Below are 22,315 nucleotides of genomic sequence, written 5' to 3'. Positions count from 1 at the left end.
CGTAGCGGCCGCCTCCCCTTCCGTGCCCGTCGAGCGGCGCGCCGTTAGGCGATAGAATCGATCTCTTCCCATCGCCAAGGCAGGACGCCCGGATGCTGTTTCGCCGCTTCGAATCACTGCTCGACGTATTCAGGCCCAGCCCGGACAGGGAGCCGCCCCCGGGCATCCTGGGCTTCTACGTCCACTATCTGGGCCAGGCCTGGCCGTTGCTGCTGGCCGTGCTGGTGGTCGGCTTCTTCGCCGCGCTGATCGAGGTGGCACTGTTCGACTTCCTCGGCCGCCTGATCGACATGGCCCAGGCCACGCCCAGCACCGAGTTCTTCCAGCGCTACCGCGGCGAGCTGCTGTGGATGCTGCTGGTGGTGCTGCTGATCCGTCCGCTGGTGTTCGGCCTGCACGACCTGCTGGCCAACCAGGCGATCACCCCCAACCTGACCAACCTGGTGCGCTGGCAGAACCATCGCTACGTGCTCGGGCAGAGTCTGAGCTTCTTCCAGAACGACTTCGCCGGGCGCATCGCCCAGCGCATCATGCAGACCGGCCCGGCCCTGCGCGATTCGGCCATGCAGGTGGTCGACGCCCTGTGGCACGTACTGGTCTATGCCGGCAGCGCGCTGTACCTGTTCGCCGCGGCCGACCCGCGCCTGATGCTGCCGCTGGGCCTGTGGATCCTCGGCTACGGCCTGCTGCTGGGCTACTTCGTGCCGCGCATCAAGGAGCGCTCGGCCCGCGCCTCGGCGGCGCGCTCCAGCCTGATGGGGCGGGTGGTCGACGGCTACAGCAACGTCACCACCCTCAAGCTGTTCGCCCACAGCCGGGAGGAAGAAGGCTACGCCCGCGAGGCCATGCAGCGCCTGCTCGACAAGGTGCGCCGGCAGACCCGTACCGTCACCGCCCTGGACTTCAGCGTCACCTGCCTCAACGGCCTGCTGATCGGCGCCACCGGCGCCCTGGCGCTGTGGCTGTGGAGCCAGGCGCTGATCAGCACCGGGGCCATCGCCCTGACCCTGGGCCTGGTGATCCGCATCAACAACATGGCCGAGTGGATCATGTGGGTGGTCAACGGCATCTTCGAGAACGTCGGCACCGTGCAGGACGGCATGCGCACCATCGTCCAGCCGCGCCAGGTGCTCGACCGCGTCGACGCCCAGCCGCTGCGGGTCAGCCAGGGGACGGTGCGCTTCGAGCAGATCCACTTCCATTACGGCAAGGCGGACGGGGTGATCGGCGGGCTCGATCTGCAGGTGGGCGCCGGCGAGAAGATCGGCCTGGTCGGCCCGTCCGGCGCCGGCAAGTCGACCCTGGTCAGCCTGCTGCTGCGCCTCTACGACCTGCAGGACGGGCGCATCCTCATCGACGGCCAGGACATCGCCGCGGTGACCCAGGAGAGCCTGCGCGCACAGATTGCCGTGGTCACCCAGGACACCGCGCTGCTGCACCGCTCGATCCGCGACAACCTGCGCTACGGCAAGCCCGAGGCCAGCGATGCCGAGTTGCTGGAAGCGGTGCGCAAGGCCCGCGCCGAAACCTTCATCGGCCAGCTCGACGATGGCCAGGGCGGCCGCGGCCTGGACGCCCAGGTCGGCGAGCGCGGGGTCAAGCTGTCCGGCGGCCAACGCCAGCGCATCGCCATTGCCCGGGTGCTGCTCAAGAACGCGCCGATTCTGGTGCTGGACGAGGCCACCTCGGCGCTGGATTCGGAGGTCGAGGCGGCGATCCAGGAGAGCCTCGACACCCTGATGCAGGGCAAGACGGTGATCGCCATCGCCCACCGCCTGTCGACCATCGCGCGCATGGATCGCCTGGTGGTGATCGATCAGGGGCAGATAGTCGAGAGCGGCAGCCACGCCCAGCTGCTCGAACGCGGCGGTCTCTACGCCCGGCTCTGGCAACACCAGACCGGCGGCTTCGTCGGCGTGGAGTAGCCCGCGCGGCGGACTCAACCCTGCCGGTAGGGCAGCAGGCCGCGCGCCTCCTCGGCGTAGCCCTGCACCCCGAGCCGCTCCTGCTCGAGGAAATCCGCCACTGCCGCGCGCAGGCCGCCGTGGCAGAGGTAGTGCCAGGAACGGGTGAGCACCGGTTCGAAACCGCGGATCAGCTTGTGCTCGCCCTGGGCGCCGGCGTCGAAGCGCTGCAGGCCCTGGGCGATGGCCTGCTCCATGCCCTGGTAGAAGCAGGTCTCGAAATGCAGGCGGTCGAATTCCGCCAGGCAGCCCCAGTAGCGGCCATAGAGGCTATCGCCGCCGACCAGGCTGAAGGCCATGGCCACCGGCCGCCCGCCCTGGCGCGCCAGCACCACGCGGATGGCCTGCGGCATGCGCTCGGCCAGCAGGCCGAAGAATGCCCGCGTCAGGTAGGGCGACTGGCCACGCACCCGGTAGGTGTTGGCGTAACACCGGTAGACGAAGTCCCACTCCGCCTCATCGAGTTGGCCGCCCTCGCGCCAGTCGAACGCGATGCCGTGGCCGGCCACCTGCTCGCGCTCCTTGCGGATCTGCTTGCGCTTGCGCGAGCTGAGGCCGTCGAGGAAGTCCTGGAAGTCCCGGTAACCGCGATTGCGCCAGTGGTACTGGCAACCGAGACGCTCCAGCCAGCCCTCGCGGCCGCGCAGCAGCTCGTCGGCGGCCGGGTCGGTGAAGTTGATATGCAGGCTGGACAAGCCCTGGCGCTCCAGGCTCTCGCTCAAGGCATCGAGCAAGTGGCCCGCCGCCAGCGGATCGCCGAGCAGGCGCGGCCCGCTGACCGGCGAGAAGGGCACGGCGCCCAGCAGCTTGGGGTAGTAGGCGATGCCGGCGCGGCGGCAGGCATCGGCCCAGCCGTGATCGAACACATATTCGCCGTAGGAGTGGCGTTTCACATAGGCGGGCATGGCCGCCAGCGGTCGCTGCCGCTCATCCAGCCACAGCTGGTGGGCGGCCTGCCAGCCGCTCTGGCCGCCGACGCTGCCGCTGTCCTCCAGGGCCGACAGGAAGGCATGGCGCAAAAACGGCTGCCGCTCCGGCAACAGGGCGTCCCAGGTCGTGGCATCGAGTTCGCTGAGGTGGTGCAGGGTGGCGATCGGCATGGGCGCAGTCTGGCCTGTTGCGCGGACGAAAAAAAGCCCCGCACGGGGCGGGGCTGGTACAGGAGCGCTGTGCTTTTCTAGCGGGTATGGCGTCGCTTAGAACACGTACTGCAGGCGCATCACCACGGCATCGCCCTCGTCGTCGCCGACGCTGTTGGTGATCTTGTCGGTTTCGCTCATCACGTAGTTGGCCGCGACCTTGACCGACTCGTTGGCGTACCAGTTCACGCCGACCGTGTGCAGCTTGGCCTCGGCGTCGCCCACTTCGCGGGTGGCGGTCGCGGTGACGATGTTGTCGTCCTCGACGCTGATGTGGTCGTAGCGGTAGAACACTTCCCAGGCGCCGATCTGCTTGTTGCTCGGCTTGATGCTGTCGAACTTGGCGCCGTCCAGCTTGTAGCCGCGCGATTCGCCGGTCAGGGTGTAGGCGACCTGGCCGTAGTAACCGCTGGTCTCGATGTCCTCGAGGGTGGCGCGATCGGCCTTCAGCTTGCGGCTCAGGTACTCGCCCTGCACCGACAGCGGACCGGCGGCCCAGGCCAGTTCGGCGCCCCAGGCGGTGTCGTCCTCGAAGTCGCCGGCCACGCCGCGGAAGCCGCCGAAGACGGCGCGGTTGCCGTTGTCACCGGCGTCGTTGCCGCCGGCGGTGGACACGCCACGCACGGTCAGACGCGGACGCACGCGGCCGTCGGCAGCCACATCGTCCAGGTCGCGCTGGGCATAGTTCAGGCCCAGGTGCAGCACGTTGCCGGCCTCGCTCATCGGCGCGAACACGCCGCGGGCGTTGAACTGCTTGGTGCTGTCGCCGTCGCTGTCGTTGCTGTCCTTGGCGGTCAGGCCGGCGGAAACCCAGGCCATGCCCCCCACCACGGCGCTGGCTTGGGCGCCCAGGCCGTTCTCGTGGCCGTTGACCCAGTCGGCAACTTCGTACGCGGCATTACGCTCGATGGCGGTGATCCACTTGGAGCTGGTGGCCTTTTCCAGGCCGAAGTCGGGGTCGAAGCGGCCGAACTTCAGGGTCAGCGGGGCGAAGCCGGTGTAGGCGATGGAGGCCTCGTCGAAGTAGCCGTCCTCGGCGCTGCCGGCGTTGTGGGCGAAGTCGTAGTTGATCTGGTATTTCCAGTCCTGGTAGGCCACGCCGCCGATTTCCAGGAAGGCGCGGCGGAAGTAGGCGCCGTCACCGGTGTTGCCGTTCTTGGTGTGGAAACCGTCGAAGCGACCGTAGTCGGCCTGCAGACGACCGCCCAGCTTGAAGCTGAAGGCCTTGTCGGTGGTGGCGACTTCCAGGCCGCCCTTGGTCTTGATCACGATATCGGCGCCGTCGGTGGTAACGGTACCGGCGAAAGCCTGGGCGGAAACGGCCAGAGCCAGGGCGCTGGCTGCAAAACCGGCGAAGTGCTTACGGATCATCGAAGATTCCCCTAATGGACTTTAAGTGTCGAAAACACCCGAGCGCTCGCGCTCGTTCGTGCTGGTGGGGAATCTTCGCGGCGGATCGTTTCAGCGCCGTTGCCGATATATAAATGTTTTATGACAACGGAACTTTTTACTTCGATTACACATAAGCAACGAAAGACTGTAGTTTCCGCCGCCGGCGGTCCGGGCGCGGCGCCCCGGACAAGGATGCCGTCCGGTCCACTCAGACAATTGCCGGGCGCCATGCCGACGAGGCGACTGCAGGGCCCACGACAGGCGGCTCAAGGCCCGGGTTTCTTGGCCCGACTCTGCGCGGCGATCTGGCCATACCAGGTCTCCAGCAGTGCGCTACGCTCGCCGGAGGCCACCCGCAACAACTCGCTGCGGGCCTGCATCCGCTCGATGCCATGGCGCTCCAGGTAACTCAGCAGCTCATCGAACAACCGCCGCCGGCTCTGCCCGGCCGCCGAGTGATCGCGCCGCGAGGCGCAGTTCACCAGCAGGGTGGAGCCGCACACACAGTTACGAAAGACCTCGACCTGGGGCCCTTCTTCTTCGTCCTCGACCGCCTTAAGGCCGGTGATATCGGGGCGGATCGCCTGGGTCTGGCGGAAGTAGTCGGCCTCGCTGGCAAACACCCGGCCGCAGGTGCGACAGCGCTTGGGGAAGTCGTCGAGGTACAGCGCCTTGAGTCCGGCGAACCAATCCTCAGGTGATGAAATGCCTGGCATCTGTAATCCCTCGCCCGGGGGCCGGGCCGATAGGCACGATCACAAACGAGGCCGACGCGGGAGTCCGCCGGGCTCGCAGACTCACAGGATAGGCGAACTCGGGGGCGGAGGGTGCTCTACAGGCGCTCGCGCCGCTGCCTGGCCAGCTCCTGGGCCAACGCATCCAGCCCGGCGATCTGCCCCTCGGGCAGCTGGCGCAACACCGCCTGGCTGAGGCGCATCTGCCGGATGAAACGCCGGCACTTGCGGCACATGGCCAGGTGAGCCCGCACCGACAGACGCTGGCGCAGACTCAGCTGGCTGTCCAAAAAGTCGCTGGAATTCGCCACCAGTTCCTTGCACGTCAGCATTGGCCGGTCTCCTCGAAATGCTCCAGGGTAGCGAACACCTTCAAACGCGCTCGATGCAGCAACACCCGGACATTGGAGAGGGATATCTCCAAAAGATTACAGATCTGTTCCAACTCCAGGCCCTGGCGCTCGCGCAACAGCAGCACGCTGCCTTGCAGCTCGGACAGGCTGGCCAGGGTCTTCTCCAGGCATTCACGCAACTCGCCCTCGGTGAGCAGTGCCTCCGGGGTGTCCTGGTGCCAGGCGTGGGGCTCCAGCAGCCAGTGACCACTCTCGGAGAAGCGCTCGTCGCCGACCGAGCCGTGGGGCCCCGGCAGGTCGTCGAGCAGCACCTCCCGGCGATTGTGCTTCAGACGGGTCTTGGCGGCGTTGGCCGTGATGGTCAGCAGCCAGGTCTTCAGGCTGGAACGGCCCTGGAAGCCGTCCAGGCTGCGCACCACCGCCAGCCAGGCATCCTGCACCACCTCATCGGCATTGCGGCTGCCGACTATGGCGAAGGCCACCGCGCGCATCGCCCCCTGGTAGGTGGCCACCAGCTCGCGGAAGGCTTTTTGCTCGCCCGCCAGCAGGCGAACGAGCAGCGCGTTATCGGCCGAGTAGTCCATCAGCGCTTACGCAGGATCACGCTGCCGATCGAGTAGCCGGCGCCGAAGGAGCTGAGCACGCCCAGGGCGCCGCCGGGCAGGTCGTCCTGGTGCTTGTGCAGGGCGATCACCGAGCCGGCCGAGCTGGTGTTGGCGTAGCTGTCGAGGATCACCGGCGCCTCGTGCGGCTCGGCATCGCGGCCGAGCAGTTTGCGGGCGATCAGCAGGTTCATGTTGAGGTTGGCCTGGTGCAGCCAGAAGCGCTTGACCTGAGCGACGTCCAGGCCGTTCTCGGCGAGGTGCGCGGCGATCAGCTCGGCGACCATCGGGCAGACTTCCTTGAACACCTTGCGCCCTTCCTGGACGAACAGCTTGTCGCGGGCCCCCACGCCCTCCTCCGCACAGCGGTTGAGGAAGCCGAAGTTGTTGCGGATGTTGTTGCTGAACTGGGTCAGCAGCTTGGTGCCGACTACATCGAACTGGTGCCGGGAAGTCGCCAGGTCGGCGCGTTCGACTATCACCGCGGTGCAGGCGTCGCCGAAGATGAAGTGGCTGTCGCGGTCGCGGAAATTCAGGTGGCCGGTGCAGATCTCCGGGTTGACCATCAGCACCGCCCGGGCCTGGCCGGTGGCCACGGCATTGGTGGCGGCCTGGATGCCGAAGGTGGCCGAGGAGCAGGCCACATTCATGTCGTAGCCCCAGCCGTCGATGCCCAGGGCAGCCTGCACTTCGACGGCCACCGCCGGGTAGGCGCGCTGCAGGTTGGAGCAGGCCACTATCACCCCGTCGATGTCGGCGACCGTGCGCCCGGCGCGTTCCAGCGCCTGCTTGGCGGCGGCCACGGCCATCTCACAGAGAATGCCCCACTCGTCGTTGCTGCGCTCGGGAATGCGCGGCGCCATGCGCTGCGGATCGAGGATGCCGTCCTTGTCGACCACATAGCGGCTCTTGATGCCCGAGGCCTTCTCGATGAAGGCGCTGCTCGACTCGGCCAGCGCCTCGACCTCGCCACGGGCGATGGCCTCGGCATGTTCGGCGTTGAACTGTTGCACATAGGCATTGAAGGAGGCCACCAGCTCGTCGTTGGAGATGCTGTTGGCCGGGGTGTACAGACCGGTACCGCTGATGACGACGTTATGCACGGTCATTCCTCTCGTTCTCTGCCGCATCTGGCGGCCGGTTATGCAGAAGCCCATGGCTGGGCCACAGGCATAAACTCTGGAGGGTGGCGGGACATCGGCGTCGGACAACACACGCCCCTCTTACAAGGCGCAGAGTGTGCCACAGCCGGGCCGATTTCGTCCGCAGATCAAACAAGCGACTGAGCGGAACCTGCGGTACGCCACCGGCTGCCATGCCCTGGCCGTTGTCTGCCGGGCACAGCGCCAGAGGGGGCGCCGCGGATTTCACCTTGCGCAGAGTCCGGGTGCCGGGAATGATGCCAAAGCAGTGGCGTCAAACCTGCTTAAATGTAGGGCAACGCCGGCTCGACCGAGTCGGAGGCCCAAGCAGCGCTGCGGCGAATCGTCGAACGGAGTTCCAATAATTCATGCAGCCCCCAGCCTTGTCCGCTGTGCCCCTAGCGCTGAAGATTCTCCTGCTGGCCCTGGCCTATGCCCTCGCCGGTCGCCTGGCGCTGCTGCTGGCCATTCCGCCCGGTTTCGCCAGCGCCGTCTTCCCGCCCGTGGGCATCGCCCTGGCGGCCGTGCTGGTCTGGGGCTACCCGATGCTCGCCGGGGTCTTCCTCGGCTCGACCCTGCTCAACCTCAGCATCGGTCTCGGCAGCCTCGACCAGCTGAGCCTGAAAGCCCTGACGATCGCCACGGGCATCGCCCTCGGCACCTCGCTCAATACCCTGGTGGCCAGCTGGCTGATCCGGCGCATGGTCGGTTTTCCGACGCCACTCACCAGCGAGCGCAGCATCTTCCTGCTGCTGTTCCTGGGGGGCCCCCTGGCCTGCCTGATCAGCGCCACCGCCGGTACCGGCGTGCTCTACCTCAACCGGGTCATCGGCGCCGCCGACTTCTCGTTCAGCTGGTGGACCTGGTGGGTGGGCGACAGCATCGGCGTGCTGATCGCCACGCCGCTGATGTTCATCCTGTTCGCCGAGCCCCGGCCCTTGTGGCGCAGCCGTCTCGGCAGCGTCGGCCTGCCGCTGCTGATCAGCTGCGCCATCATGGTGCTGATCTTCATCCGCGCCAGCGAGGCCGAGCAACACAGCCTGCGCCAGCGCTTTCACGAGCAGGCGAAGCTGATGAGCGCCACGCTCAAGTTCCGCTTCGAGCTCTACAGCAAGGCGGCGCACTCCATCGAGCGCCTGTTTGCCGCCTCCGAGCGGGTGACGCGGGAAGAGTTCGCCCAGTTCGTCGCCAACCTGCCGAGCACCTACCCGGGCATCACCGCGGTGAGCTGGGACCCGCTGATTCGCGCCGAACAGCGCACGGCCTATGAGGCGCAGGTGGTCGCCGAGGGCTTCGCGGGCTTTCACATCTACGAATACACCGACTCAGGCGAACTGATAGAAGCCCACCCGCGGGACCTCTATGTCCCGGTGACCTACGTCGAACCCTTTGCCGCCAATGCCAAGGCGCTGGGCTTCGACGTGGCCTCCAAGCCACTGCGGCGCCAGGCCCTGGAGACCGCCCGCGACAGCGCCGCAACCGTGATGACCGCCCCCATCACCCTCGCCCAAGACAACGAGGCGCCGCAACCCAGCGTGCTGCTGCTGCACGCGATCTACGCCGGCGACAGGCCCGCCGATCTCGAACAACGCCGACGCCAGTTGCGCGGCTACGCCGTGGCGGTGATACGCCTGACCGACCTGGTCGAGAGTGCGCTCAAGGCCTACCCGAGGGACAGCTACAGGCTGCTGCTGGAGGACATCAGCGAGGCCGAGCCGCAGCCGCTCTACGGCCAACCCGGGGAAGACCTGCCGCCCTATGCCGCGGAACTGGTCTGGCAGGAGAGGCTCGAGATCGGCGGCCGCACGCTGCAGCTGGCCATCTCGCCGACCGCGGCCTTCCTGCAGCGCAACCACGGCCTGCAACCCTGGGCGGTGCTGGCCGGCGGACTGCTGCTGTGCAGCCTGCTCGGCGGCTACCTGCTGACCGTCACCGGCCGCGCCGACCAGGTCCGGCGCCTGGTGCGCCAGCGCACCCTGGAACTCAGCGCCATCCTGGAAAACGCCGCCGAGGGCATCCTGATTTTCGATGACAGTGGCCGAATCGAGCGTGCCAACCCGGCCAGCAGCCAGCTGTTCGGCTACGCCAGAACCGAACTGATCGGACGGCGGATCGGCAGCCTGATTCCCAGCCTGCATCCGTGCAGCAGTGCCGTGTTCGACAAGCAGCTACGCACCCCTCTGGAGGTCGGTGGCACCCATGCCCAGGGCCGTGAACTGGAGCTGGAGATCAGCCTGAGCGACTACGAGCTGCCAGGGCGGCGCCTGTACATCTGCATGCTCCGGGACATCGCTGCCCGCAAGCAGGTCGAACGCCTGAAGAGCGAGTTCGTGGCCACCATCAGCCACGAGCTGCGCACCCCGCTCACCTCGATCAAGGGCTCTCTCGGCTTGCTCAGTGCCGGCGCGGTCGGCCCGCTCGGCGAACAGGCGCACGATCTGGTGAGCATCGCCCAGAGCAACTCCGAGCGCCTGGTCAATCTGGTCAACGACATCCTCGATATCGAGAAACTGGAATTCGGCCACAGCCGCATCCAGCTCAGCCGCACCGACCTGCGCCCCGTGCTGCATGAGGCGCTGACCCACAATCAGGGCTACGCGGACGGCTACCAGGTCAGCCTCAGCCTCGACGACAGCGCCCTGCCCGAGCAGGTTCCGGTACAGATCGATAGCCAGCGCCTGCAGCAGGTACTGACCAACCTGATCGCCAATGCGGTGAAGTTCTCCGAGCCCCAGGGCCAGGTCGAAATCTCCGCACAGGTGCTCGACAAACAGGTCAGGGTCCAGGTGCGCGACCATGGCCCGGGCATCGCCGAAGAGTTCCGCGCGCGCATCTTCCAGAAATTCGCCCAGGCCGATGGTTCCGACAGCCGTCGGCGCGGCGGCACCGGCCTGGGCCTGAGCATCTGCAAGACCCTGATCGAGCGCATGCACGGGCAGATCGGCTACGACAGCGTGGTGGGCCAGGGCAGCACCTTCTACTTCACCCTGCCGCTGGCCGACGCCTGAGCCTCGGCCATCCCCCATCCGGGCGATGGTCGCCGGCGCGTGCACCGATAAGCTCTGCCGATCCCACACAACAACAAGATAGGGTCGGCTCCATGCGCAAGCTCATGCTGTTTTTCCTGTTGACGCTCACCTCCCTGGCCGAAGCCGCCACCGGCGTCTTCCCCGACACCACCTTCAACAACCTCGATTACGGCCTCTACTGGTTCGGCTACGGCGACAGCTGGCAGAAGGCCGTGCCGGGTCACGGCAACGCCTATTACAGCGCCAGCAAGCCGACCGTGATCTACGTCCACGGCTGGCAGAACGGCTCGACCGCCAAGAAGAACCGCGAGACCTTCAATCGCCTCGACGCCGGCGGCCCTGACCTGGACCTGGCCCACGCCTGGCTGGCGGCCGGCTACAACGTCGGCATCCTCTACTGGAACCAGTTCGCCGACGAGGGCGAAGTGAAGGACGCCGAGGCGAAGATCTGGACCGCCAGCGGCCCCCGCGCCATGCGCTGGCGCAACGCCAGCGGCGCCTACAGCAACGGCCCGGCGCAATCGGCCGGCGACCTGCTGTTCCAGAGCTACAAGGACAACCTGGCCGGCTACAGCGGCAGCAACATCCGCCTGCTCGGCCATTCCCTGGGCAACCAGCTGGCCATCGTCCTGACCAAGAAGATCAGCGACGCGGTCGCCGCCGGCACGCTCAACAGCAAATTGTTGCCCAAGCGCGTCGCCCTGCTCGACCCCTTCTACTCCAACCAGGCCAAGAGCTACCTGGGCAACAGGTGGGTCGGCGAGGTCTGCCGCAGCTATGTCAGCGAGCTGAAGGGCAAGGGGGTGATCTTCGAGGCCTACCGCACCTCGGCCGTCACCAGCACAGTGTTCGTCGGCGACAGCAACAGCGGTCTGATGAACATGACCGCCTTTACCGAGCTCAAACCCTGGTATTTCAATGCGGTGCAACAGACCGAGAAGCACAACGCGGCGGTCTGGCACTACCTGTGGTCGTTCGCCTTCAACCCGCCGCCGATCAGCGGCAGCAGCAACCAGGCGGCCTCGGCCAAGACCTCCGACAGCCGCATCGCCAGCCTGATGAACGGCACCCAGAAGCTGGTGCATGATCAAGGCGCCTACACCAAGGAGCCCTCGGACGATAACTTCAAGCAGAACGCCCGCTGACCGCCTGCGGGCCCTGGAGAGCTGCCCCGCCCCCGCGGGGCGGCTCGCCCCGTTGCCATCGCCCCCTGGCCGGCCCTGGCGCAGCCTCGACTAAGCACCGCCAAGACGTCTACATTGCCTGATCGAGCCTCTCCGCCATCGGGACACCGCATGAACCTGTCGTTGCTCAGCCGTTACGCCTTCTTCGTCAGCTGTGTACTGTTCACCCTGGTCAGCCTGGCCTTTCTCCAGCATCAATGGCTGTGGCCCTTCACCCTGCTCGGCGCCGCACTCAGCCTGATCGGCATCAACGACCTGCTGCAGACGCCCCAGGCGGTGCGGCGCAACTACCCGATCCTCGGCAACATCCGCTACCTGGTCGAGGGCATCCGCCCGGAGATCCGCCAGTACCTGCTGGAGGGCGACGGCGACAAGCTGCCCTTCTCCCGCGCCCAGCGCTCCCTGGTCTATGCCCGGGCGAAGAACCAGGGCGCCGACAAGGCCTTCGGCACCCTGCTGGATGTCTATCAGGACGGCTACGAGTTCATCGGCCACTCCATGCGCCCGGCAGCGCCGGCCGACCCCGAGAGCTTTCGCGTGACCATCGGCGGGCCGCAGTGCCGCCAGCCCTACAGCGCCTCGCTGTTCAATATCTCGGCCATGAGCTTCGGCTCGCTCAGCGCCAACGCCATTCGCGCCCTGAACCAGGGCGCCAAGCTGGGCAACTTTGCCCACGACACCGGCGAGGGCAGCATCAGCCCTTACCACCGCGAGCACGGCGGCGACCTGATCTGGGAGATCGGCAGCGGCTACTTCGGCTGCCGCGACCAGAACGGCCACTTCGATGGCGAGCGCTTCGCCGAGCAGGCGCGCAGCCCCCAGGTGCGGATGATCGAGATCAAGCTCAGTCAGGGCGCCAAACCGGGGCACGGCGGCATCCTGCCCAAGCACAAGGTCACCGCGGAGATCTCCGCCACCCGCGGCGTGCCCATGGGCCAGGACTGCGTCTCGCCAGCGCGCCACAGCGCCTTCTCCACCCCCATCGAGCTGCTGCAGTTCATCGCCAGCCTGCGCGAGCTGTCCGGCGGCAAGCCGGTGGGCTTCAAGTTGTGCCTGGGTCACCCCTGGGAGTTCATGGGCATCGCCAAGGCGATGCTGGAGACCGGCATCCTCCCCGACTTCATCGTGGTCGACGGCAAGGAGGGTGGCACCGGCGCCGCGCCCCTGGAGTTCACCGACCACCTCGGCGTACCGATGCGCGAGGGCCTGCTGTTCGTGCACAACACCCTGGTGGGCGTGAACCTGCGCGACAAGATCAGGCTCGGTGCCAGCGGCAAGATCGTCAGCGCCTTCGACATCGCCTGCGTGCTGGCCATCGGCGCCGACTGGGCCAACGCCGCCCGCGGCTTCATGTTCGCCATCGGCTGCATCCAGAGCCAGAGCTGCCACACCAACAAGTGCCCGACCGGGGTGGCCACCCAGGACCCGCAGCGCCAGCGCGCCCTGGTGGTCGAGGACAAGGCCCAGCGGGTGCACAACTTCCACCGCAACACCCTCGAGGCGCTGGCCGAAATGCTCGCCGCCGCCGGCCTCGAACACCCGGCGCAACTGGACGCCAGGCACCTGGTGCGGCGCATGTCCGCCACCGAGATCAAGCTGTTCGCCCAGCAGCATGTGTTTCTCAAGCCCGGCGAGCTGCTCGGCGAAGCCATCGCAGGCGAGTTCTACGCGCGCATGTGGCAGATGGCCCGCGCCGACAGCTTCGAGGCGGCGCAGGCCTGAGCCGGGGTCGCCTCAGCTCGGCGACTCCACCGGCGCCACCGCCTGCACCGCCGGCCGGTAGGCGCCCTCGAGCATCTGTTTGACCTTGTAGGCGCGCCAGCCGAGCAGGCGCACGGCGGTCAGCACGCCGCCCATCAGCGCCCCGCCGACCCCGGCGGTGACCACGTCCGAGCCGGTCAGGTAGAAGTTCTTGATCGGCGTCTGCGGGTGAACCCAGTGCTGCTCGAAGCGCTGCACCGTGTGCTCGATGCCGTAGATCTCGCCGACCTGATTCCATTGGAACCACTCGGTGGACAGCGGCGTGGACAGCTCGCAGTAGTCCAGGGCCGCGCGCAACTGCGGCTGATGTTTGTACAGGGCCTCGAGCAGCACCTCGCTGATGCGCGCCTTGAACGCCTCGTAGTCCTCGCCACGCTTGTTCCAGGTGCTGCCCTTCCACTGCTCGAACCACTGCGGGAAGCTCGGCGCGACGATCTCCACCGTCGACTTGCCGGGGTAGCGGCGATCCCAGTCCGGGTCCTTGGCCGAGGGGAAGGAGATGTAGATCATCGGGAAATCCAGCCCCGGCGAGTCCATGAAGCGCTTGACGCTCAGGTCGTGGTCGAACTCCGGGTACAGCCAGAAGTTGGTCTTGGGCAGCCCCAGGCTCGCGGCATCGCCCTTGAAGCCGGCATACAGGCACACATGGGAGGCCGAAGGCGCGACCCGTTCGAGCTTGTCCTGCAGGCCGTGGCGCTCCGCCAGCTCGGGCGGCAGCAGGCGCTGGTAGGTCGGCAGCAGGCCGGCGCAGCTGACGACCCTGTCGGCGGTGAGCTCGTGGCCGTCCTTGACCAGGCGCACGCCACAGGCGCGGTTGTTCTCGATCAGCACCTGCTCGACGCCGGCATAGGTGAACACATGGCCGCCGGCCGCCTCGATCACCGGGATGATGGTCTCGGCAATGCGCACCGAGCCGCCCACCGGGTAGTTGCCTCCGGTGATGTAATGCTTGGCCACCATGGCGTGCATCATGAACGCCGCCTGCGCCGGCGGCAGGCCATAGTCGCCCCACTGGGCGCAGAGCACACCGATCAGCTGCTGGTTGTCGGTCAGGCCTTCCAGCACCTGGCGGGTGCTCTGGAAGAAGTAGGCCGGGAACAGCCGCCGACGCAGGCGGTTGTACAGCACGCCGAGGCTGCGCGGCAGGGCCTGGCCGGCGAAGAAGCGTGGAATCTTCTGGCTGACCTCGCTGATCAGCTCGACGTAGCGGTCGATGGCCGCGCCCTCCTCGGGGAAGTGCCGCTTGATCTCGGCCTTGAACTCATCGCGCCCGGCCAGGTAGCGGAAGCTCTGGTCGCCGATGACGATGTGGTCGTAATGGGCATCCATGGGCGCCCACTCCAGCTGGCCGTCGCTGATCGCGTCGAACACCCGGCGGATCACCGACCAGGGCTTGTGCACCTCGCCGATGTAGTGCACCCCCACATCCCACTCATAGCCCTCGCGCTCGTAGACATGGGTGTAGCCACCGGCGGTGTAGTGCTGCTCCAGCACGCAGACTTTCTGTCCGGCCTTGGCCAGCAAGGCCGCGGTGCACAGGCCGCCGACGCCGGAGCCGATGACGATGCAATCGTAGTGGGGAAGGGCCTTGTTCTTGCGGAAGCGGGTACCTGTGCGTTTCATGGGAGCTCCGGTCATTATTGTTATGCAAGTATTTGCATAATTAGACCAGTAGAACGGCAAATGCAACTTTTTGCATATGTATTTAGAATGGCTCCACCACCCCTCGCCTTGGTTGCCCCATGTCCTTGCGCCACGCCATCCTCACCCTGCTGGAAACCGAACCGGCCAGCGGTTACGACATCGTCCGCCACTTCAAGGAATCGCTCGGTTACTTCTGGAACGCCAAGCACCAGCAGGTCTATCAAGAGTTGCGCCGCCTCAGCGACGAGGGCTGGTTGCAGTGCAGCGAGCAGGCGCAGAGCGACAAGCCGGACAAGAAGGTCTACAGCATCAGCCCCGCCGGCCGTGACGAGCTCAGGCGCTGGCTGGCCGAACCGGCGGCGCCGAACAAGATCAACGATGCGCTGCTGGTCAAGCTGTTCGCCGGTGCCCTGGTCGAGCCGGACAACCTGCGCGCGGAGATGGCCCGTCACCGCGCGACCCACCAAGGCACGCTGGACAGCCTGCTGGACATCGAGCGCCAGTACCTGGCCCTGGAGCCGCAAGAGCAAAGGCGGCAACGCCTGCCCTACCTGACCCTGCGCCGCGGCATCCTCGGCGAACGGGCCTGGCTGGCCTGGGCCGAGGAAGTCGACGCGGAATTGGCCGCCCGCACCGACCAGACGAGCGCGCAAAGCGTTGAGCAATAACAAAAAAATCTGAAATACGTGCGCCCATTTGCGGCTCGATGCAGGCGCGAAGATCAGGCGCGAGTGCCTCGACGCCGGCACGGCCAAGACTCTCGGAGCTTGTTCACAAGTACTCTTTAAGCTGTCTTTTACCGATCAACTAACGCACCGAAAAACATCCACTTATCGGACAAACTTGTCGCTTTACCTTCGAACGCTACGCTCTAAGAGGCAGTCCAGACGGGCTGGTATTGGCACACCGAACAACAACCTCCGTGTCCATAAGAGGAAGTTCCAATGCGCACCATCACCCTTAGTATCGTGGCGCTGGCAGTATCAGCAGCCTCGTTGCAAATGGCCGCTGCTAGTCAACAGAGCGAATCGAAGGGCTTTATCGAAGACAGCACTTTCAACATTCTTAACCGAACTTTCTACTTCAACCGCGACTTCCGTAATGGGGGATTCAACGGCGCCGGCACCAATGCTGCCAAACCCGGTCGCGAGAACGGTTACCGGGAAGAGGCGGCGCACGGCATCATGGCGGTCTTCGAGTCCGGCTTCACCCAGGGCACGGTCGGCTTCGGCGTCGATGCCTACGGCCATCTAGGTATCAAGCTCGACAGCGGCGGCGGCCGCACCGGCACCGCCCTGTTGCCGGTGGGCAGCGATGGCAGACCCAGCGACGACTACAGCGAGGTGGGCGGCGTCGTCAAAGTCAGGCTGTCCAATACCGTGCTGAAAGTCGGTGAGAAACGGGTCGAGAACCCGATGATTGCGACCGGCGACGCGCGGCTGCTGCCCCAGACCGCCACCGGCGTATTCCTCACCAGCGATGAAATCGACAGCCTGAGTATCGACGCCGGCCATGTCACCGCGATGAACGAGTTCGGTAGCACCAACTCCGACGGCGGGTTGCAAATCCAGTATGCCGGCAACGTGGGCAATACGGCGGACTGGGCGGGGGGTACCTATACCGCCAGCGACAACTTGAACCTGAGCCTGTTCGCGTCGGAAGTCGAAGACACCTGGCGGCGTTACTACGGCAATGCCAATTACACCCTTCCGCTCGGTGACATGCGCTCGCTGAACTTCGACTTCAACATCTATCGCACCCTCGATGAGGGCAAAGCCCTGGCCGGTGCCATCGAGAACACCACCTGGTCGCTGGCCTCCAAGTACGCCATGGGCCCCCATGCGCTGACCCTGGCCTTCCAGAAGGTCGACGGCAATGACGGCTTCGACTATATCGGCTTCAACGCCATCTACCTGGCCAACTCGGTGCAGTATTCCGACTTCAACGCGCCGAACGAGGAGTCCTGGCAACTGCGCTACGACCTGGATATGGCCGAGTTTGGCGTGCCCGGGCTGACGCTGATGGCCCGCTACATCCGCGGCGACAATATCGACAGCACGGATGCCGACCCGCTCAGCGGCTTCTTCAATGCCGCGGCCACCAACGAGAAGCACTGGGAGCGCGATCTGGAGGCCAAGTATGTGGTCCAGGGAGGAGCCGCCAAGGACCTGTCCTTCCGCGTCCGCCAGGCGACTCACCGCGGCTCGGCCAATCAGATCGATGGCGACGTCGACGAGGTGCGCGTTATCGTCGAGTACCCCCTGAGCGTGCTATGAAGTCTCCCGCTCCGCGCAAGCGTCAGCGCTTGCGCGAGCGCCGCTCAGCCTGCCGGGTTGTGTCGATGCGGCCCGGCCTCTTTCAACCTCTATGCCGCCCTCGCCTTCCCCCCTAGGGCTGGATGAGTGTTATCGGGTGAACGCGTTACTCGCTTGACCAACCGCCGCCCCGGGCATAAAAAGGCGCGAACGCCCCTCTATCTCGCGTGGACGCCCCATGGCCCTGCACACCTGGCTGCTCTACCTCACCGCCGTCATTGGCCTGGTGCTGACCCCCGGTCCCAACAGCCTGCTGGTGCTGACCCACGGCACCCTCTACGGCTACAAGAAGGCCCTGTGGACCACCGCCGGCGGGGTGGTAGGTTTTGCCGCCCTGATGGCCCTGTCGATGTTCGGCATCGGCGCGCTGCTGCAGGCCTCGGCCAACGCCCTGGTGCTACTCAAGTGGATCGGCGGCGCCTATCTGGTCTGGCTCGGCTTCCAGCTGTGGCGCGCCCCGCCGCTGCGGCTCGACGCCGCCGAGCGCGCCACCGCCAAGCCCGGCACCGCCCTGTTCCGCCAGGGCCTGCTGTCGGCGCTGTCCAACCCCAAGGTGATCCTGTTCTTCGGCGCCTTCCTGCCGCAGTTCCTCGATCCCCAGGCCGACCTGCTGCTGCAATTCGCGGTGATGGCCCTGACCTTCGCCGTGGTCGAGGCCCTGGCGGAATTCCTCCTGGCCCGCGCTGCGCACCAGGTGCGGCCCTGGCTGCAGCGCTGCGGTCGCGGCTTCAATCGCTGCTGCGGCGGACTGTTCGCAGCCATGGGGGCGGCCTTGCCGCTGACCCGCTAAGCCCGCACGACACCGAACCGCACCCCGACCGCATTGCGACCGGGCAGGCCGCCGCCCGGCTCCGCCGGCCCATCTCGCCCCCGCCATCGTCCGGCAAGGTGAGAGCCCGCCATGTACCAGCAAGAACTGCTCTACGGCTACAACAGCTTCATCATCACCGCCGTGCTGTTCGTCCCGATCATCCTGTTCAACGAGATCGGCTTCCAGGTCGGGCGCTTCGTGCAGAACCGTACCGACAGCGGCCGCTGGTCAACGGTCGGCATAACACACCGGCGAGCTGGGATCTGCGCGGCGGTCCAGTTCCTGCTCGAGAAACTCCGCCAACACCCGGGCATTGTTGTGCTCACTGTCGCGCGCGGCGAACAGCAGGGTCAGGGTGCCCTGCTCGGCGAGCGCCAGCAGGCCCTGCCAATGCTCCGGGTGGCCGGCCAACTGCGCACGGTACTGACGCCGAAACTCGGCAAAGGCCGCAGGGTCATGGTCGAAGGCACGACGCAACTCGGTCGCTGGCGCCACCTCGGGCAACCAGGCATGCAGCTGCAGCGCCGCCTTGCTGCAGCCCCTCGGCCACAGGCGATCGACCAGCACACGCCGGCCGTCCTCCTCCTCGACGCCCTGGTAGACTCGCTTGCACTGGATCATCCGCTCGCACCCTTGTGATAGTCCGGAGGCCTGGGTAACGTGGCCCTCCTTGCTAGGAGAAGCCCGATGCCCACTAGTCGCCCCCTATTGTTTGCCCTACTGCCGCTGTTCGCCAGTTGCCAGGTGTTCGAGAGCCAGCCCGGCGACGCCGGCAGCGCCGAACAGACGCGCCTGCAGGGCGAGCTCAGCCAGGCGGACGGACAGCTGCTGCTGCGGCCCTGCCAGGAGCAGCGGCGCTTCGTCATCGAGGATGCCGGCGCCACCGACATCATGGCCGAAGCCACCGAGCTGCTCGCCGGCGGCTCCGGCCCGCTGTTCGCCGACGTGCGCGGCAGCCTGGCGGCAAGCCAGCAAAATGGCGTCGACGGCCAGCTGAACCTCGCGCGGATCTACCGCCTGCAGCACGAGGGCCGGGGCTGCGACGACCCCAACTTCAAGCGCAGCACCCTGCACGCCAGCGGCCAGGAGCCGGGCTGGAGCGTGACGGTCGGCGCCGGCGGCCTGATGCTCGAGCGCCAGGGCCAAGCCGCCCAGGCCCTGCCCTTTCTCGAGGAGCGCCTACCCGAGGGACGCCTGAACCTGACCAGCGAGGCCAACGGCCAGCGCCTGGAACTCTGGGTCGCGCCACAACGCTGCGTCGACCCCATGAGCGGCGCGGTGCAGCACCTCGCGGCCGAGCTGCGGCTGAACGGCGAAGTGCTGCGCGGCTGCGGCTACTACGGTGGCGCACGCAGCGACTGATCCCCTCCTACCCCGCCCCCTCTCCTAAGCTGAAGGCTATATGGCTGACGGGAGGCGACTATGTTGCGAGTGGCGATCAATGGTTACGGGCGCATCGGGCGCGCCGTGCTGCGCGCCCTGTTCGAGCGCAAGCTGGAGCAGCGCATTCACCTGGTGGCGATCAACGACCTGGGTGACCATGCCACCCTGGTGCATCTGACCCGCTTCGACTCGACCTTCGGCCGCTTTCCCGGCCATGTCGGCCTGCATGACGACCTGATGCAGGTGAACGGCCAGGCCATTCACCTGCTGCGTGAGCCGGAGGCGGTGGAGCTGCCCTGGGACAAGCTCGGCATCGACCTGGTGCTGGAGTGCTCCGGGCACTTCAAGCGGCGCGCCCAGGTCGAGCAGCACCTGACCGCTGGCGCGCCGCGGGTGCTGCTCGCCCACCCGCTGGAGAGTGCCGACCTGAGCGTGGTCTACGGCGTCAACCAGCAGCTGCTAGGCAGCCAGCAGATCGTCTCCAACGCCTCCTGCACCACCAACTGCCTGGCCCCCCTGGCCCAGGTGCTGCACCAGGCCGTGGGCATCCGCCAGGGCCTGGTCAACACCGTACACGCTTACACCAACGACCAGAACCTGCTCGACAAACCCCACCACGACCTCTACCGCGCCCGCGCCGCGGCCCTGTCGATGATTCCCAGCAGCACCGGCGCGGCCAAGACCATCGGCCTGGTGCTGCCGGAGCTGGCCGGGCGCCTGGACGGTCTCTCGGTGCGGGTGCCGACGGCCAGCGTATCGCTGCTCGACCTGACCTTCAGCGCCGAGCACCCGAGCGACCGCGAGGCGATCAACAGGGCCCTCGAGCAGGGCGCGGCGCAACTGCCGGCCGGGGTGATGGAATGCAACGAACTGCCCCTGGTGTCCAGCGACTTTCGCGGCTACCCGGTGTCCTGCGTGGTCGACCTCAACCACACCCGGGTCCAGGGCGAGCTGGTCAAGGTGCTGGCCTGGTACGACAACGAGTGGGCCTTCGCCAACCGCATGCTGGATGTGCTGCTGGCCTGGCTCAAACCCTGAACGCCGACATGCGCCGCCACTTCGCCGGCTGTTCGGCAATCGCGGGTATAATCGCCGCCTTCCCCACGTTGCCGGGTTGCCTCCGGCCCCGATCCTGGATTGCCCATGCTGCGCATCACCGAACTGAAACTGCCCCTCGACCACCCCGAAGAGGCCCTGCGCCCGGCCCTGCTCCAGCGCCTGGGCATCGCCGACGACGAACTGCTCGATTTCACCCTGTTCAAGCGCAGCTACGACGCGCGCAAGAAATCCAGCGAGCTGCAGTTCATCTACACCCTCGACTTCGCCGTGCGTGACGAGGCCGCGCTGCTGACCAAGTTCCGCGACGACAAGCACATCGGCACCGCCCCGGACACCGCCTACAAGCCGGTCGGCCAGGCTGCTCAGCCCCTGCAGGAACGCCCCATCGTGGTCGGCTTCGGCCCCTGCGGCATCTTCGCCGCACTGATCCTGGCCCAGGCCGGCCTGCGGCCCATCGTGCTGGAGCGCGGCAAGGAAGTGCGCCAGCGCACCAAGGACACCTGGGGTCTGTGGCGCAAAAAGGTGCTCGACCCCGAGTCCAACGTGCAGTTCGGCGAGGGCGGCGCCGGCACCTTCTCCGACGGCAAGCTGTACAGCCAGATCAAGGACCCCAAGCACCTGGGGCGCAAGGTGCTGCAGGAGTTCGTCAAGGCCGGCGCACCGGAGGAGATCCTCTACGTCAGCAAGCCGCACATCGGCACCTTCCGCCTCACCGGCGTGGTCGCCACCATGCGCGAGGAGATCAAGGCCCTGGGCGGCGAGGTGCGCTTCCAGCAGCGGGTCAGCGACCTGCTGATCGACAATGGCCAGCTCCGGGGCGTGGTGCTGGAAAGCGGCGAACAGATCGAAAGCCGCCACGTGATCCTCGCCCTCGGCCACAGCTCCCGCGACACCTTCCGCATGCTCCACGCCCGTGGCGTCTTCATGGAAGCCAAGCCATTCTCCGTGGGCTTCCGCATCGAGCACCCGCAGTCGCTGATCGACCGCGCCCGCCTGGGCAAGTACGCCGGCCACCCCAAGCTCGGCGCCGCCGACTACAAGCTGGTGCACCACGCCCGCAACGGCCGCTCGGTGTACAGCTTCTGCATGTGCCCGGGCGGCACCGTGGTCGCCGCCACCTCCGAGCCGGAGCGCGTGGTGACCAACGGCATGAGCCAGTACTCGCGCAACGAGCGCAACGCCAACGCCGGCATCGTCGTCGGCATCACCCCGGAGCAGGACTACCCGGGTGGCCCCCTGGCCGGTGTCGAGTTGCAGGAGCGCCTGGAATCCCAGGCCTACATACTCGGCGGGCGCAGCTACGAGGCGCCGGGCCAACTGGTCGGCGACTTTATCGCCGGCAAGCCATCCACCGAATGGGGCAGCGTCGAGCCCTCCTACAAGCCGGGGGTCAAGCTCGGCGACCTGGCGCCGTCGCTGCCGGACTTCGCCATCGAAGCCATCCGCGAGGCGATCCCGGCCTTCGCCAAGCAGATCAAGGGCTTCGACCTGCATGACGCGGTGCTCACCGGCATCGAGACCCGCACCTCCTCGCCCCTGCGCATCACCCGTGGCGATGACCTGCAAAGCCTCAACCTCAAGGGCCTGTACCCGGCCGGCGAGGGCGCCGGTTATGCCGGGGGGATTCTCTCGGCGGGGGTGGACGGCATTCGGGTGGCTGAGGCGGTGGTGCAAGAGATGCTGCTCTGCTGAGACAGCCCGGCTGTTGACTGCAGCCTGCTCGCGACACCGGAGCGAAAAGGCCCATCGATTGATGGGCCTTTTCGCTGGAGCATACCGGCAAAGACTTCAACGACTCGGTCG

General features: G+C 66.7%; 18 protein-coding genes. 10 read left to right on the top strand and 8 right to left on the bottom strand.

The window, feature by feature from the left end:
- The first annotated feature begins 92 nt into the window (after positions 1–92).
- Complete coding sequence (locus tag SBP02_RS06590; RefSeq protein ID WP_318645596.1) at positions 93–1,925, top strand: ABC transporter ATP-binding protein; 1,833 nt, start codon at positions 93–95, stop codon at positions 1,923–1,925.
- Positions 1,926–1,939: 14 nt separating this feature from the next.
- Here the strand turns inward: SBP02_RS06590 and SBP02_RS06585 are convergent, their stop codons facing one another.
- From SBP02_RS06585 to SBP02_RS06560, 6 genes are all read right to left on the bottom strand, one after another.
- Entirely contained in the window at positions 1,940–3,064 is a 1,125-nt protein-coding gene (locus SBP02_RS06585) for a GNAT family N-acetyltransferase (RefSeq protein WP_318645595.1), read from the bottom strand.
- A gap of 96 nt (positions 3,065–3,160) precedes the next feature.
- Positions 3,161–4,474, bottom strand: coding sequence for an OprO/OprP family phosphate-selective porin (locus SBP02_RS06580; protein WP_318645594.1), 1,314 nt, complete (start codon positions 4,472–4,474; stop codon positions 3,161–3,163).
- A 287-nt stretch (positions 4,475–4,761) separates the two neighbouring features.
- The gene (locus SBP02_RS06575) at positions 4,762–5,211 is read right to left on the bottom strand and encodes a hypothetical protein (RefSeq protein ID WP_318645593.1); all 450 of its coding nucleotides are present in this window, start codon (positions 5,209–5,211) and stop codon (positions 4,762–4,764) included.
- A gap of 116 nt (positions 5,212–5,327) precedes the next feature.
- On the bottom strand, positions 5,328–5,561 hold the full coding sequence (locus SBP02_RS06570; RefSeq protein ID WP_318645592.1) for an anti-sigma factor family protein: 234 nt from the start codon (positions 5,559–5,561) through the stop codon (positions 5,328–5,330).
- Complete coding sequence (locus SBP02_RS06565) at positions 5,555–6,166, bottom strand: RNA polymerase sigma factor (RefSeq protein ID WP_318645591.1); 612 nt, start codon at positions 6,164–6,166, stop codon at positions 5,555–5,557. The genes SBP02_RS06570 and SBP02_RS06565 overlap by 7 nt, the downstream gene beginning before the upstream one ends.
- Positions 6,166–7,287: a beta-ketoacyl-ACP synthase III gene (locus SBP02_RS06560; protein WP_318645590.1), complete on the bottom strand. Its 1,122-nt coding sequence runs from the start codon at positions 7,285–7,287 to the stop codon at positions 6,166–6,168. The genes SBP02_RS06565 and SBP02_RS06560 overlap by 1 nt, the downstream gene beginning before the upstream one ends.
- 407 nt (positions 7,288–7,694) lie before the next feature.
- Here SBP02_RS06560 and SBP02_RS06555 point away from each other — a divergent pair, with 407 nt between their 5' ends.
- From SBP02_RS06555 to SBP02_RS06545, 3 genes are all read left to right on the top strand, one after another.
- Entirely contained in the window at positions 7,695–10,334 is a 2,640-nt protein-coding gene (locus SBP02_RS06555; protein ID WP_318645589.1) for a CHASE domain-containing protein, read from the top strand.
- Between the two features lie 92 nt (positions 10,335–10,426).
- A complete protein-coding gene (locus tag SBP02_RS06550; RefSeq protein ID WP_318645588.1) occupies positions 10,427–11,500 on the top strand; it encodes a hypothetical protein in 1,074 nt (357 codons plus the stop codon).
- A gap of 150 nt (positions 11,501–11,650) precedes the next feature.
- Entirely contained in the window at positions 11,651–13,261 is a 1,611-nt protein-coding gene (locus SBP02_RS06545; protein ID WP_318645587.1) for an FMN-binding glutamate synthase family protein, read from the top strand.
- Between the two features lie 12 nt (positions 13,262–13,273).
- Here SBP02_RS06545 and SBP02_RS06540 read toward each other — a convergent pair whose 3' ends face one another.
- Positions 13,274–14,923 (bottom strand): phytoene desaturase family protein, encoded by a 1,650-nt coding sequence (locus SBP02_RS06540; RefSeq protein WP_318645586.1) that lies wholly within the window; start codon positions 14,921–14,923, stop codon positions 13,274–13,276.
- Between the two features lie 119 nt (positions 14,924–15,042).
- On the opposite strand from SBP02_RS06540, the gene SBP02_RS06535 reads away from it, so the two are divergent.
- The 3 genes from SBP02_RS06535 (at position 15,043) to SBP02_RS06525 (ending at position 18,049) form a co-directional block, all read left to right on the top strand.
- Positions 15,043–15,612 (top strand): PadR family transcriptional regulator, encoded by a 570-nt coding sequence (locus tag SBP02_RS06535; protein ID WP_318645585.1) that lies wholly within the window; start codon positions 15,043–15,045, stop codon positions 15,610–15,612.
- Between the two features lie 276 nt (positions 15,613–15,888).
- Positions 15,889–17,220 (top strand): OprD family porin, encoded by a 1,332-nt coding sequence (locus SBP02_RS06530; protein ID WP_318645584.1) that lies wholly within the window; start codon positions 15,889–15,891, stop codon positions 17,218–17,220.
- A 217-nt stretch (positions 17,221–17,437) separates the two neighbouring features.
- The gene (locus SBP02_RS06525) at positions 17,438–18,049 is read left to right on the top strand and encodes a LysE family translocator (protein WP_318645583.1); all 612 of its coding nucleotides are present in this window, start codon (positions 17,438–17,440) and stop codon (positions 18,047–18,049) included.
- A 249-nt stretch (positions 18,050–18,298) separates the two neighbouring features.
- On the opposite strand, the gene SBP02_RS06520 is transcribed toward SBP02_RS06525, so the two are convergent.
- The gene (locus tag SBP02_RS06520) at positions 18,299–18,691 is read right to left on the bottom strand and encodes a DUF488 domain-containing protein (RefSeq protein WP_318645582.1); all 393 of its coding nucleotides are present in this window, start codon (positions 18,689–18,691) and stop codon (positions 18,299–18,301) included.
- Between the two features lie 66 nt (positions 18,692–18,757).
- Here SBP02_RS06520 and SBP02_RS06515 point away from each other — a divergent pair, with 66 nt between their 5' ends.
- The 3 genes from SBP02_RS06515 to SBP02_RS06505 all read left to right on the top strand — a co-directional run bounded on the left by SBP02_RS06515 (position 18,758) and on the right by SBP02_RS06505 (position 22,204).
- Positions 18,758–19,432, top strand: coding sequence for a COG3650 family protein (locus SBP02_RS06515; protein ID WP_318645581.1), 675 nt, complete (start codon positions 18,758–18,760; stop codon positions 19,430–19,432).
- A gap of 60 nt (positions 19,433–19,492) precedes the next feature.
- On the top strand, positions 19,493–20,491 hold the full coding sequence (gap, locus tag SBP02_RS06510) for a type I glyceraldehyde-3-phosphate dehydrogenase (protein ID WP_318645580.1): 999 nt from the start codon (positions 19,493–19,495) through the stop codon (positions 20,489–20,491).
- A gap of 105 nt (positions 20,492–20,596) precedes the next feature.
- The gene (locus SBP02_RS06505) at positions 20,597–22,204 is read left to right on the top strand and encodes an NAD(P)/FAD-dependent oxidoreductase (RefSeq protein WP_318645579.1); all 1,608 of its coding nucleotides are present in this window, start codon (positions 20,597–20,599) and stop codon (positions 22,202–22,204) included.
- Positions 22,205–22,315 lie beyond the last annotated feature (111 nt).

It is taken from the genome of Pseudomonas benzenivorans, from assembly GCF_033547155.1.
GTDB classification, from domain to species: domain Bacteria; phylum Pseudomonadota; class Gammaproteobacteria; order Pseudomonadales; family Pseudomonadaceae; genus Aquipseudomonas; species Aquipseudomonas benzenivorans_B.
The sequence above is the reverse complement of the archived record's forward strand: the minus strand, read 5'-3'. Positions and strand labels throughout refer to the sequence as shown.

Bases quoted from the DNA above. Each gene is read 5' to 3' on its own strand.
- SBP02_RS06540 (WP_318645586.1), bottom strand. From the start codon at position 14,923: ATGAAACGCACAGGTACCCGCTTCCGCAAGAACAAGGCCCTTCCCCAC.
- SBP02_RS06580 (WP_318645594.1), bottom strand. From the start codon at position 4,474: ATGATCCGTAAGCACTTCGCCGGTTTTGCAGCCAGCGCCCTGGCTCTG.
- SBP02_RS06525 (WP_318645583.1), top strand. From the start codon at position 17,438: ATGGCCCTGCACACCTGGCTGCTCTACCTCACCGCCGTCATTGGCCTG.
- SBP02_RS06565 (WP_318645591.1), bottom strand. From the start codon at position 6,166: ATGGACTACTCGGCCGATAACGCGCTGCTCGTTCGCCTGCTGGCGGGC.
- gap (WP_318645580.1), top strand. From the start codon at position 19,493: ATGTTGCGAGTGGCGATCAATGGTTACGGGCGCATCGGGCGCGCCGTG.
- SBP02_RS06530 (WP_318645584.1), top strand. From the start codon at position 15,889: ATGCGCACCATCACCCTTAGTATCGTGGCGCTGGCAGTATCAGCAGCC.
- SBP02_RS06535 (WP_318645585.1), top strand. From the start codon at position 15,043: ATGTCCTTGCGCCACGCCATCCTCACCCTGCTGGAAACCGAACCGGCC.
- SBP02_RS06575 (WP_318645593.1), bottom strand. From the start codon at position 5,211: ATGCCAGGCATTTCATCACCTGAGGATTGGTTCGCCGGACTCAAGGCG.
- SBP02_RS06590 (WP_318645596.1), top strand. From the start codon at position 93: ATGCTGTTTCGCCGCTTCGAATCACTGCTCGACGTATTCAGGCCCAGC.
- SBP02_RS06585 (WP_318645595.1), bottom strand. From the start codon at position 3,064: ATGCCGATCGCCACCCTGCACCACCTCAGCGAACTCGATGCCACGACC.
- SBP02_RS06520 (WP_318645582.1), bottom strand. From the start codon at position 18,691: ATGATCCAGTGCAAGCGAGTCTACCAGGGCGTCGAGGAGGAGGACGGC.
- SBP02_RS06570 (WP_318645592.1), bottom strand. From the start codon at position 5,561: ATGCTGACGTGCAAGGAACTGGTGGCGAATTCCAGCGACTTTTTGGAC.
- SBP02_RS06555 (WP_318645589.1), top strand. From the start codon at position 7,695: ATGCAGCCCCCAGCCTTGTCCGCTGTGCCCCTAGCGCTGAAGATTCTC.
- SBP02_RS06515 (WP_318645581.1), top strand. From the start codon at position 18,758: ATGCCCACTAGTCGCCCCCTATTGTTTGCCCTACTGCCGCTGTTCGCC.
- SBP02_RS06545 (WP_318645587.1), top strand. From the start codon at position 11,651: ATGAACCTGTCGTTGCTCAGCCGTTACGCCTTCTTCGTCAGCTGTGTA.
- SBP02_RS06550 (WP_318645588.1), top strand. From the start codon at position 10,427: ATGCGCAAGCTCATGCTGTTTTTCCTGTTGACGCTCACCTCCCTGGCC.
- SBP02_RS06505 (WP_318645579.1), top strand. From the start codon at position 20,597: ATGCTGCGCATCACCGAACTGAAACTGCCCCTCGACCACCCCGAAGAG.